Source organism: Erwinia artemisiae (assembly GCF_051400835.1).
Lineage (GTDB): Bacteria > Pseudomonadota > Gammaproteobacteria > Enterobacterales > Enterobacteriaceae > Erwinia > Erwinia aeris.
Genome location: NZ_JBLFFM010000005.1, coordinates 234,698 through 246,778, shown reverse-complemented (window position 1 = coordinate 246,778; position 12,081 = coordinate 234,698). Strand labels below are relative to the sequence as shown.

The following is a 12,081-nucleotide window of genomic DNA, read 5'->3' as shown; positions in this document are numbered from 1 at the left end:
TAACCCTTGTCCGCGCCGTTGGCGACGGGACGTCGGTTAAGCTTTTTTCTTGTCGCGGCTGTGCAGACCGCGTTTTTCCAGCCCGCGGTAGATCAGCTGCTGCTGCAGAATGGTCACCAGGTTGCTGACGATGTAGTACAGCACCAGACCAGACGGGAACCACAGGAAGAACACGGTGAAGATAACCGGCATAAAGGTCATGATCTTCTGCTGCATCGGGTCGGTCACGGTGGTCGGCGACATCTTCTGAATGAAGAACATCGTCACGCCCATCAGGATCGGCAGGATGTAGTACGGGTCCTGAGCAGAAAGGTCATGGATCCACAGCGCGAACGGCGCATGACGCAGCTCGATAGAGCCCATCAGCATGTAGTACAGCGCAAGGAAGATCGGCATCTGGATAACCAGCGGCAGACAGCCGCCCAGCGGATTCACCTTCTCTGCTTTATACAGCGCCATCATTTCCTGGCTCATGCGCTGCTTGTCGTCGCCTAAGCGCTCGCGCATCGCCTGAATCTTCGGCTGCAGCATACGCATCTTAGCCATCGAGGTGTACTGCGCTTTGGTCAGCGGGTACATGATGCCGCGCACGATAAAGGTGATGACGATAATGGAGAAGCCCCAGTTACCGATAAAGCTGTGCAGGAACTTCAGCAGCTTAAACAGCGGCTGAGAGATAAACCACAGCCAGCCGTAGTCCACGGTCAGATCCAGGTGTGGGGCGATAGCCGCCATTTTATCCTGAATTTCCGGGCCAACCCACAGCGTGGCGTTGAGGTTCTGCTGCGCGCCTGCCGCAACGGAAACCGGCGTAGACTTGTAGCCTACCGCAGCGATGCCGTTACCCAGATTGCTGGTGTACAGCGTGTTGGCGCCGTTGGTGCGCGGCACCCAGGCGGTAGCGAAGTACTGCTGCAGCATCGCCACCCAACCGTTGTTGGTATTGACGCTCAGGTTTTCGTTATCGCTGATTTTATCGAACTTGTACTTCTCGTAGTTGGTCTCACTGCTGGAGTAAGCCGCGCCACGGAAGGTGTGCAACGCAAAGTTATTGCTGCCGGTATCGCGATGCTTAGGCAGATCGATAGTCTGCTTCAGCTGGCCGAACATCGCCACTTCCAGCGGCTGCTGGGTAGTGTTGTTGATCTGGTAATCGACGTCGATGGCAAACTCGCCGCGCTTCAGCACGAAGGTTTTGGTATAGGTCGCGCCGTTTTCCGCCGTAAAGGTCATTGGAATACGCAGCTCGCTCGCGCCGTCAGCCAGCTCAAAGCTGTCCTGGGTCGTGGTGTAAAGCGGGCGGGCGCCGTTGGCCGGGTTATCCGGGCCGTTGCGTCCGGTCAGGCCGCTTTGTGCCTGATAGAGAAAGCCTGGCGAGGTTTCCAGCAGCTGGAAAGGCTGTGAAGAACCCAGTTTGTCCGGGTAAGTCAGCAGCTGCGCCTGCTCAATATCGCCACCGCGAGTATTGATCTGTAAAGACAGGACGTCAGTCTTAACGGTGATCGTTTTGCCCTGGCCGCTGGCGGGTACACCCTGGTTTGCGGCATCACCGGCTGCTGTCGTGTTTTGCGTGGTCTGGGTTTGCTGCGGCTGCGGAGCATGGTCCGTCTGCCAGGTCTGCCAGATCATAAAAGACACGAACAGAAAAGCGATGAGAAAAAGATTGCGTTGCGAATCCATCGTTAATGTTCTCAGTTATCGTCGGTTTTTGGCGGCACCGGATCGTCACCACCCGGGTTCAAAGGGTGGCATTTTAATACGCGTTTCATCGTCAACCAACTGCCTTTTACCACACCAAACCTGCGCAATGCCTCAATACCGTATTGCGAACAGGTTGGGTGGAAACGACAGTGGGGTCCTAAAAGCGGGCTGATCGCGCGTTGATAAACGCGGATCAGCGCAATCAGGAGCCGCGAGCCAGGCGACAGTGACGACGCCACATCTTCTCCAACGCTTCCATCAGCGCACGGTTATCCAGATCGGCCACGCCTTTTTTCGCCACCACTACAAAATCCATAGCGGGCAGGTCGTGCTGACGCAGACGAAAGCTTTCGCGGGTCAATCGCTTGATCCGGTTGCGTTCATGTGCGCGCTTAACATGTTTTTTGGCGACGGTAAGACCGATGCGGGGATGCCCCAGCGAGTTAAGGCGGCCGAGGATGGTGATTTGCGGCGTACCGGCTCTTTGTGGCTGCTGGAAGACGAAAGTGAAATGAGTGGGAGTTAACAAACGTAACTCCCTGGGAAATGCGAGCTTAACCACTCAGCGGTTAGCTTTTATTACTTAGAAACGGTCAGACGTGAACGGCCTTTAGCACGACGACGTGCCAGAACCTGACGACCATTTTTTGTTGCCATACGAGCACGGAAACCATGTGAACGGTTGCGCTTCAGTACGGACGGTTGAAAAGTGCGTTTCATGGCGATTTCTACCTAAACTTGGAAAATTTCACTTAGTGACGCGCTTGAAAGGTCCGAAAACCAACCGACGCCTCAGTGTATCTTTAATAAAGAGGCGGGATTGTAATAATTGTACAGTCCGGAGTCAATTTACTTCGCTTTTAAAGGCGCGTCTGGATATCCCGTTCGACCGCAAAACCAGCCGGTACGGGCCAGAGCGCAACACGCCGGGGCACGAATTATACGGCCTCTGTCGTAAAGCGCAAGGATCGTTCAGGATCTTCCGCCGATCTTATTGCAAGCGCGTTGCGTAAATAACGTGACGGCGCCTTAAATTTTCATCTTATGCGCAGGATCCTGAATGTCTTTTGAGCGCGAACGAGTAAACTTGTCCCTGCGCGCTTTGCCCTGTGGATAAATTGGAACAAAACTGTGTAGAAAGTGAAGATCTCTGCTGCGCTTTGCGCTATGATCCGCCCTTCCGTTAGCGATCCTTCGGGTCAGTCAGCGGCGGAGAAACCGCGGACAGCGGTTCGTATGTGCGTCATCTGCATGCGTCAACAATGATGAATTTATCGCTTCAGCGCCTTTTTTCTTATCGAATATTTTCGAGTGGAGTCCGCCGTGTCACTTACGCTTTGGCAACAGTGTCTTGCCCGTTTGCAGGATGAACTACCTGCCACCGAATTCAGCATGTGGATACGTCCGCTCCAGGCTGAATTGAACGACAACACCCTGGCCCTGTATGCACCAAACCGCTTTGTGCTCGACTGGGTTCGTGACAAATACCTTAACAATATCAATGCGCTGCTTAATGATTTTTGCGGCGCCGATGTGCCGCTGCTGCGCTTTGAAGTCGGCAGCAAGCCGGTAACGCGTCCGGTCAGCCAGCCGGTGATGAGCAGCGCCAGCGCGCCGCCGCCGATGAACCGACCGGCACCGGTACGTCCAAGCTGGGACAGCATGCCTGCGCCTGCGGAACTGTCGTATCGTTCAAACGTGAACACCAAGCATAACTTCGATAACTTCGTTGAAGGTAAATCGAACCAGCTGGCGCGTGCGGCCGCTCGTCAGGTCGCCGACAACCCCGGCGGCGCCTATAACCCTCTGTTCCTCTATGGCGGCACTGGCCTGGGGAAAACTCACCTGCTGCATGCTGTGGGTAACGGCATTATGGCGCGCAAACCCAACGCCAAAGTGGTCTATATGCACTCGGAACGTTTTGTGCAGGACATGGTGAAGGCGCTGCAAAACAACGCCATTGAAGAATTTAAGCGCTACTACCGTTCGGTAGATGCGCTGCTGATCGATGATATTCAGTTTTTCGCCAACAAGGAGCGCTCGCAGGAGGAGTTTTTCCACACCTTCAACGCGCTGCTGGAAGGCAATCAGCAGATCATCCTGACGTCGGATCGCTATCCTAAAGAGATCAACGGCGTCGAAGATCGTCTGAAATCCCGCTTTGGCTGGGGCCTGACGGTGGCGATCGAGCCGCCAGAGCTGGAAACCCGCGTGGCTATCCTGATGAAAAAGGCGGATGAAAACGATATTCGCCTGCCGGGCGAGGTCGCCTTCTTTATTGCCAAGCGCCTGCGGTCCAACGTGCGCGAGCTGGAAGGCGCGCTGAACCGCGTGATCGCCAACGCCAACTTTACCGGCCGCGCCATCACCATCGACTTTGTGCGTGAAGCGCTGCGCGATCTGCTGGCGCTGCAGGAAAAGCTGGTCACCATCGATAATATCCAGAAGACGGTGGCGGAATATTACAAGATTAAGGTAGCCGACCTGCTTTCCAAGCGGCGTTCGCGCTCCGTCGCGCGTCCTCGCCAGATGGCGATGGCGATGGCGAAAGAGCTGACCAACCACAGCTTGCCGGAAATCGGCGACGCTTTCGGGGGTCGTGACCATACTACGGTGCTGCACGCCTGTCGCAAGATCGAGCAGCTGCGTGAAGAGAGTCACGATATTAAAGAAGATTTCTCAAATCTAATCAGAACATTATCTTCCTGACGCTATGAAATTTATTGTTGAACGTGAGCAGTTACTTAAACCTTTACAGCAGGTCAGCAGCCCGCTGGGCGGACGGCCGACGCTGCCGATCCTCGGCAACCTGCTTTTACAGGTTAACGACGGCAGCCTGCTGCTGACGGGAACGGACTTAGAGATGGAAATGGTGGCCCGCGTCGCGCTGACGCAGGATCACGAGCCGGGCGCGACCACCGTGCCCGCGCGTAAATTTTTCGATATCTGCCGCGGTCTGCCTGAAGGCGCAGAGATCACGGTGATCCTGGATGGCGAAAGAATGCTGGTGCGCTCCGGCCGCAGCCGCTTCTCGCTTTCCACGCTGCCGGCCAGCGACTTCCCGAACCTGGACGACTGGCAAAGCGAGGTGGAATTCACGCTGCCGCAGGCCACGATGAAGCGCCTGATCGAAGCCACCCAGTTTTCTATGGCCCATCAGGACGTACGCTACTACCTGAACGGGATGCTGTTTGAAACGGAAGGCGAAGAGCTGCGCACCGTCGCCACCGACGGCCACCGTCTGGCGGTCTGCTCGATGCCGGTAGGCCAGTCGCTGCCCAATCATTCGGTGATCGTGCCGCGTAAGGGCGTGATTGAGCTGGTGCGCCTGCTGGACGGCGGCGAGACGCCGTTACAGGTGCAGATCGGCAGCAACAATATTCGCGCGCACGTCGGCGACTTTATCTTCACCTCCAAGCTGGTGGATGGCCGCTTCCCGGACTATCGTCGCGTGCTGCCGAAAAACCCGGACAAAACGCTGGATGCCGGCTGCGATCTGCTGAAGCAGGCTTTTTCGCGCGCAGCGATCCTCTCTAACGAGAAGTTCCGTGGCGTTCGCCTGTATATCAGCGAAAATCAGCTGAAAATTACCGCCAACAACCCGGAACAGGAAGAAGCGGAAGAGATCCTGGACGTCACTTATGGCGGCACCGATCTCGAAATCGGCTTTAACGTCAGCTACGTGCTGGACGTGCTTAACGCGCTGAAGTGCGAAAACGTACGTCTGCTGCTGACCGACTCCGTTTCCAGCGTGCAGATTGAAGACGCGGCCAGCCAGTCGGCGGCCTATGTCGTCATGCCAATGCGTTTGTAGTAAAATTATCGGGCTGACTTGGTCCGGCGCCCGCCGCCCTCGCGTGCTTTCACGCGGCGGCGGCTCGCCCGCACCGTAACGCTCTGGCCTTGTATAACAGCACGTGCCGTTTTATCCGATCTACTGCCCGCGGAATGACTCCACTTATGGCTTTAACCCGCCTGCTTATCAAAGATTTTCGCAACATTGAAAATGCCGATCTGGCGCTGGCGCCCGGCTTCAACTTTCTGGTCGGCGCTAACGGCAGCGGCAAAACCAGCGTGCTGGAAGCGATCTATACGCTGGGCCACGGTCGCGCTTTCCGCAGTTTGCAGGCAGGCAGAGTGATCCGCCACGAGCAGGACGCTTTTATTCTGCACGGCCGCATTGAAGGAGCCGAGCGCGAAACCACCGTTGGCCTGACCAAAAATCGTGCGGGCGACAGCAAGGTGCGGGTTGACGGCACCGATGGTCATAAAGTGGCCGAGCTGGCGCAGATGCTGCCGATGCAGCTGATTACGCCGGAAGGCTTTACGCTGCTTAACGGCGGCCCGAAGTACCGGCGCGCCTATATCGACTGGGGCTGTTTTCATAACGAGCCGGGCTTTTTCACCGCCTGGAGCAACCTGCGGCGGCTGCTGAAGCAGCGCAACGCGGCGCTGCGCCAGGTCACGCGCTACCAGCAGATCCGCGCCTGGGATCAGGAGCTGGCGCCGCTGGCGGAGCAGATAAGCCAGTGGCGCGCCGCCTACAGCGAAGCCATTGCTGAGGATATCACCGCCACCTGCGCGCAGTTTCTGCCGGAGTTTGCGCTGAATTTCTCATTCCAGCGCGGCTGGGATAAAGAAACGGACTATCGCGATCTGCTGGAGCGTCAGTTTGAGCGCGATCGCGCCTTAACCTACACGGCCAGCGGCCCGCACAAAGCGGACTTCCGCATTCGCGCCGACGGCACGCCGGTGGAGGATCTGCTGTCGCGCGGCCAGTTAAAGCTGTTGATGTGCGCCCTGAGGCTGGCGCAGGGTGAGTTTCTCACCCGACAGAACGGGCGACGCTGCCTGTATCTGATAGATGATTTTGCCTCCGAGCTGGATGAGACGCGGCGCCACCTGTTGGCATCGCGCTTAAAGGCCACTCGAGCCCAGGTTTTTGTCAGCGCTATTAGTGCCGATCATGTGTTCGACATGGCTGACGAAAAGGGCAAGATGTTCCACGTGGAACAGGGTAAAATAGCGGTTCAACCTGAAGATTAAACGAGCGAGAAACGTTGATGTCGAATTCTTATGACTCCTCAAGTATCAAAGTTCTGAAAGGGCTGGATGCGGTACGCAAGCGCCCGGGTATGTATATCGGCGATACGGATGACGGCACCGGTCTGCACCATATGGTATTCGAGGTTGTGGACAACGCCATCGACGAAGCCCTCGCAGGTCACTGTAAAGACATTCTGGTCACCATCCATGCCGATAACTCCGTTTCCGTGCAGGATGACGGTCGTGGTATTCCAACCGGCATTCACGAAGAAGAAGGCGTTTCCGCTGCGGAAGTGATCATGACCGTGCTGCACGCAGGCGGTAAATTTGATGATAACTCCTATAAAGTGTCCGGCGGCCTGCATGGCGTAGGCGTGTCGGTGGTTAACGCCCTGTCTGAAAAGCTGGAGCTGACCATCCGTCGCGAAGGCAAAGTTCACCAGCAGATCTACGTTCACGGCGTGCCTCAGGCCCCGCTGCAGGTAACCGGCGAAACCGACCTGACCGGGACGCGCGTGCGTTTCTGGCCAAGCCACGAAACTTTTACCAACGTCACCGATTTCGAGTACGAGATCCTGGCGAAGCGTCTGCGCGAGCTGTCGTTCCTTAACTCCGGCGTCTCTATCAAGCTGGAAGACAAGCGCGACGGCAAGAACGATCACTACCACTATGAAGGCGGCATCAAGGCGTTTGTGGAGTACCTGAACCGCAACAAAACGCCTATCCACCCTAACGCGTTCTATTTCTCTACCGAGAAAGACGGCATCGGCGTGGAAGTGGCGCTGCAGTGGAACGACGGTTTCCAGGAAAACATCTACTGCTTTACCAACAACATCCCACAGCGCGACGGCGGCACGCACCTGGCCGGCTTCCGCGCGGCGATGACGCGTACCCTGAACGCCTACATGGATAAAGAAGGCTACAGCAAAAAAGCCAAGGTCAGCGCCACCGGCGACGACGCGCGCGAAGGCCTGATTGCCGTGGTTTCCGTTAAGGTACCGGATCCGAAGTTCTCTTCGCAGACCAAGGACAAGCTGGTCTCTTCCGAAGTGAAATCAGCCGTTGAGCAGCAGATGAACGAGCTGCTGGCAGAGTACCTGCTGGAAAATCCGGGCGATGCCAAAATCGTCGTGGGTAAAATCATCGATGCAGCCCGCGCGCGTGAAGCAGCGCGTCGCGCTCGCGAAATGACCCGTCGTAAAGGCGCGCTGGATCTGGCCGGCCTGCCGGGCAAGCTGGCAGACTGCCAGGAGCGCGATCCGGCGCTGTCAGAAATCTATCTGGTGGAAGGGGACTCTGCGGGCGGCTCCGCCAAGCAGGGCCGTAACCGTAAAAACCAGGCTATCCTGCCGCTGAAGGGAAAAATCCTGAACGTGGAAAAAGCGCGCTTCGATAAGATGCTCGCTTCGCAGGAAGTGGCGACGCTGATCACCGCGCTGGGCTGCGGCATTGGCCGTGACGAATATAACCCGGACAAGCTGCGCTACCACAGCATCATCATCATGACCGATGCGGACGTGGATGGCTCGCACATCCGTACGCTGCTGCTGACCTTCTTCTATCGTCAGATGCCGGAAATCATCGAGCGCGGCCACGTGTATATTGCGCAGCCGCCGCTGTACAAGGTGAAAAAAGGCAAGCAGGAGCAGTACATCAAGGATGACGAGGCGATGGATCAGTATCAGATCGCCATCGCGCTGGACGGCGCAACGCTGCACACCAACGCCGATGCGCCTGCGCTGGGCGGCGAGCCGCTGGAAAACCTGGTAGCCGAGTTCAACAGCACCCGCAAGATGATCAAGCGTATGGAGCGCCGCTATCCGCTGGCGTTGCTGAACGCGCTGATCTATCACCCGACGCTGAGCGATATCTCCGCAGAGGCGCCGGTTCAGCAGTGGATCGACGAGCTGGTGGCGCGTCTGAACGAGAACGAGCAGCACGGCAGCACCTATGCCAGCCATGTGCGCCAGAACCGCGAGCAGCATATCTTTGAACCGGTAGTGCGTATCCGTACGCACGGCGTTGATACCGATTATCCGCTGGACAGCGAATTTATCTCGGGCGGCGAATACCGCAAGATCTGTACGCTGGGCGAGAAGCTGCGTGGCCTGATTGAGGAAGATGCCTTTATCGAACGCGGCGAGCGTCGTCAGCCGATCGCTAACTTCGAGCAGGCGATGGACTGGCTGGTGAAAGAGTCGCGTCGCGGCCTGTCGGTACAGCGTTATAAAGGACTGGGCGAGATGAACCCGGAGCAGCTGTGGGAAACCACGATGGATCCGGACAGCCGCCGTATGCTGCGCGTTACGGTGAAGGATGCGATTGCCGCTGACCAGCTGTTCACCACGCTGATGGGCGATGCGGTGGAGCCGCGCCGCGCCTTTATCGAAGAGAACGCGCTGAAAGCCGCCAATATCGATATCTGATAAAGCAGGACGCAGGCCCTCCGGCCATGCAACAGCGTTTGAAAGGCAGATCGTTCGATCTGCCTTTTTTTTCAGCTTTTCTGCTGTGCCGGATCGCCAAACGCGCGCTGATAAAACTGACCATTATTTTCATTTCCGGCCTGCGCGCTTATGGGCAGTGAGGGTTTTACTGCTACTTTTCAGGGCTTAGCTGACAAGCCCGTTTCCCGCTTTTTTCGCCCAAAAGCCGTAAGCGCGAGCACATTTACCGGAAGATTTACCAAATCGAACTTAAAATTACCGGGCATGATTCGTCTGGTCATGGCTGGCTGAATCGCGTTAGCATGAAAGAAACCGTGAAGCTCAAGAGGAAGTTATGGCGATAAAACTGATTGCGATTGATATAGACGGCACGCTGCTTAATCCTCAGCATGAGGTGACGCCTGGCGTTAAGCGGGCCATTCAGGCAGCCCGTGATAAAGGAATAGCGATTGTACTGGCGAGCGGCCGGCCGTTTATCGGCGTGGAGCGTTATCTGATGGAGCTGGATTTACAACGGGAAGGGCAGTATTGCATTACCAATAACGGCGCGCTGGTGCAGAAAGCGGAATCGGGCGAGTGCGTGGCGGAAGTCACGCTGAACTTTGACGACTACCTCTATGTGGAAAAGCTGGCGCGCGAGCTGGGCGTACATTTTCAGGCGCTGACGAAATCGCTGCTGTTTACGCCCAACAAGGACATCAGCGAATACACCGTCCACGAAGCTTCGCTGACCGGGATGCCGCTGCGTTACCGCGCGGTGGAAGAGATGGATAAAACCGCCACTTTCCCTAAAGTCATGATGATCGATACGCCAGAAACGCTGGATGAGGCCATTACCCGCATTCCGCAGGAAGCTTACGATCGCTATACCATTATGAAAAGCTCGCCTTATTTCCTGGAAATCCTTAATAAGAAAGTCGATAAGGGCGCGGGCGTCAAAGCGCTGGCCGAGCGTTTAGGGCTTTCCCGCGATGAAGTGATGGCTATCGGCGATCAGGAAAACGATCTGGCGATGCTGACCTTCGCCGGCACGGGCGTGGCGATGGGCAACGGTATCGACAAGGTAAAAAACATTGCGCAGTTCGTTACCAAAACCAATATGGAAGACGGCGTGGCGCATGCTATCGAAAAATTCGCGCTCTGACAGGGCGGCGTTATCACGCTTTAAGCGCCAGTACCGCAAAAGCGCGTAATGCATTACCCTTAGCAGCAAACCTCGCTAAGGGTAAGCATGATGACGGAAAAACAGCTCACTTTTGCTCAGCGCAATCACCAGCTCACCAATATCAACGTCTGGACGGCCGACAGCCACTGGCTGGTCTACGACGTTCGCAGCAATGCCTCCACCTTCAACAGCTTAACCGTCGAGCGCGTTAACCTCAGCGGCCAGACGGAAATCCTTTACCAGGCGCAGGCGGGCGCGCACGTTGGCGTGATCACCGTCAGCCCGGATTTGCCGCCGCGCTACGTTTGCATTCACGGCCCGGAACATCCTGACAGCCAGTGGCGCTATGACTTTCATCATCGTCGTGGCGTTATTATTCAGAACGGCCTGGTGGAAAATATGGACGCCTGCGATATTACGCCGCCCTTTACGCCCGGCGCGCTGCGTGGCGGCTCGCACGTGCACGTGTTCAGCCCCGACGGCACCAGGCTGAGTTTTACCTATAACGATCATGTGATGCACGAGCTGGACGTGAAACAAGATTTGCGCAACGTCGGTGTGGCCGTGCCGCTACATGCCGTTTGTCCGCCGTTGCAGCATCCCCGAGAGTATGCAGGCAGCCATTTCTGCGTGCTGGTCAGCGCCACCACCGCCACGCCGACGCCCGGCAGCGATGAGATCAATCGAGCCTATGAAGAGGGTTGGATCGGCGAAGAGGGCTACCTGAAAAGCGATGGCTACCGGCAGCGTTGGGCGCTGGCGTTTATCGGCGATACGCTCAGCGAAAAAGGCGAGAAGGTACCGGAAGTGTTTATTGTCGATCTGCCGGAAAAGATGGCCGACTATGCGCTGGAAGGCGACGCTCCGCTGGCTGGCACCGCCGCCACGCTGCCCGCTCCGCCGCTGGGCGTCAGGCAGCGTCGGCTGACTTTTACGCACGATCGCCCCTTTCCGGGCCTGGCGACCTCGCCGCGTCACTGGCTGCGTAGCTCACCCGACGGTCGCGCCATCGCCTTTTTAATGAAGGACGACGAAGGCGTGGTGCAGCTGTGGACCATCGCGCCCGGCGGCGGCAAGCCTCGTCAGATCACCCACGCCGCCAGCGATATTCAGTCCGCCTTCAGCTGGCATCCCGACGGCAAGTCGGTGGCTTTTATTAACGATAACAGCGTGGTGTTATGCGATACGGGCAGCGGTAAAATGCGGAGGCTGACGGCCCGCACCGCCGAAGCGCCTTTGCCGGAAGCGGTCGTCTACTCGCCGGACGGGCTTTATGTGGCCTATTTGCGTAACGTGGCAGGCTTTCAGCAGATTTTTATTGCTGATGTCGAGGCGACGTATTGATCACCAGCGGCGCGGCCTGGGAAAGGCTGTCGCTGGTATGGTTCTGCTGCTCGCTGCGCAACACGCGTTCACGCGGTGAATCGCCGGTTTTATCGCGGCCTGAGCGGTAGTAGTCAAACGGCAGCAGCAGCGTATCCAGCACGGCGGAGAAAGGCAGGTCGATAGCCGCCAGCGGGCGCATGACCCAGCCGCTGTCGCTGTCGGTAACAATTTTTGCGCTGGCGCGCGTACCGGGATAATAGCCCTGATCGGGGCCGGAATGGGACATAAAGCTGGAGCAGCCACCCGTGCCGGCCAGTGACAGACAGGCCAGCAGGCCAGCGAAACGACTTTTTTTTAGTACCATCATATTCTTTATCCCTTCAGCAGCGGCAAAAC

The 12,081-nt window shown here is 57.0% G+C and carries 11 protein-coding genes; 6 read left to right on the top strand and 5 right to left on the bottom strand.

What is annotated here, in order from left to right:
* Positions 1 to 36: 36 nt before the first annotated feature.
* Genes yidC through rpmH form a run of 4 tightly spaced genes read right to left on the bottom strand, consistent with a single transcriptional unit; the run spans position 37 to position 2,421 of the window.
* Positions 37 to 1,680 carry a membrane protein insertase YidC gene (gene yidC / locus ACMGEE_RS13870; RefSeq protein ID WP_125289196.1) on the bottom strand — a complete coding sequence of 548 codons (1,644 nt, stop codon included), beginning with the start codon at positions 1,678 to 1,680 and terminating at the stop codon, positions 37 to 39.
* A gap of 11 nt (positions 1,681 to 1,691) precedes the next feature.
* On the bottom strand, positions 1,692 to 1,940 hold the full coding sequence (gene yidD, locus ACMGEE_RS13865) for a membrane protein insertion efficiency factor YidD (protein WP_125289197.1): 249 nt from the start codon (positions 1,938 to 1,940) through the stop codon (positions 1,692 to 1,694).
* Complete coding sequence (rnpA, locus tag ACMGEE_RS13860; RefSeq protein ID WP_125289198.1) at positions 1,904 to 2,263, bottom strand: ribonuclease P protein component; 360 nt, start codon at positions 2,261 to 2,263, stop codon at positions 1,904 to 1,906. The genes yidD and rnpA overlap by 37 nt, the downstream gene beginning before the upstream one ends.
* A gap of 17 nt (positions 2,264 to 2,280) precedes the next feature.
* Positions 2,281 to 2,421, bottom strand: coding sequence for a 50S ribosomal protein L34 (gene rpmH, locus ACMGEE_RS13855; RefSeq protein ID WP_003849659.1), 141 nt, complete (start codon positions 2,419 to 2,421; stop codon positions 2,281 to 2,283).
* 603 nt (positions 2,422 to 3,024) lie between these two features.
* On the opposite strand from rpmH, the gene dnaA reads away from it, so the two are divergent.
* The 6 genes from dnaA (at position 3,025) to ACMGEE_RS13825 (ending at position 11,703) form a co-directional block, all read left to right on the top strand.
* On the top strand, positions 3,025 to 4,410 hold the full coding sequence (gene dnaA, locus ACMGEE_RS13850) for a chromosomal replication initiator protein DnaA (RefSeq protein WP_253456786.1): 1,386 nt from the start codon (positions 3,025 to 3,027) through the stop codon (positions 4,408 to 4,410).
* Positions 4,411 to 4,414: 4 nt separating this feature from the next.
* Complete coding sequence (dnaN, locus tag ACMGEE_RS13845; protein ID WP_253456783.1) at positions 4,415 to 5,515, top strand: DNA polymerase III subunit beta; 1,101 nt, start codon at positions 4,415 to 4,417, stop codon at positions 5,513 to 5,515.
* A gap of 146 nt (positions 5,516 to 5,661) precedes the next feature.
* On the top strand, positions 5,662 to 6,747 hold the full coding sequence (gene recF, locus ACMGEE_RS13840) for a DNA replication/repair protein RecF (RefSeq protein WP_253456780.1): 1,086 nt from the start codon (positions 5,662 to 5,664) through the stop codon (positions 6,745 to 6,747).
* A 17-nt stretch (positions 6,748 to 6,764) separates the two neighbouring features.
* Positions 6,765 to 9,173 (top strand): DNA topoisomerase (ATP-hydrolyzing) subunit B, encoded by a 2,409-nt coding sequence (gyrB, locus tag ACMGEE_RS13835; RefSeq protein ID WP_370734851.1) that lies wholly within the window; start codon positions 6,765 to 6,767, stop codon positions 9,171 to 9,173.
* A gap of 355 nt (positions 9,174 to 9,528) precedes the next feature.
* Positions 9,529 to 10,338, top strand: a complete 810-nt coding sequence (gene yidA, locus ACMGEE_RS13830; RefSeq protein WP_253456775.1) for a sugar-phosphatase — start codon at positions 9,529 to 9,531, stop codon at positions 10,336 to 10,338.
* A 90-nt stretch (positions 10,339 to 10,428) separates the two neighbouring features.
* The gene (locus ACMGEE_RS13825; protein WP_436830234.1) at positions 10,429 to 11,703 is read left to right on the top strand and encodes a YidR family protein; all 1,275 of its coding nucleotides are present in this window, start codon (positions 10,429 to 10,431) and stop codon (positions 11,701 to 11,703) included.
* Here the strand turns inward: ACMGEE_RS13825 and ACMGEE_RS13820 are convergent.
* Positions 11,675 to 12,052, bottom strand: coding sequence for a YceK/YidQ family lipoprotein (locus ACMGEE_RS13820; RefSeq protein ID WP_253456772.1), 378 nt, complete (start codon positions 12,050 to 12,052; stop codon positions 11,675 to 11,677). The two genes, ACMGEE_RS13825 and ACMGEE_RS13820, sit on opposite strands and share 29 nt — an antisense overlap.
* Positions 12,053 to 12,081 lie beyond the last annotated feature (29 nt).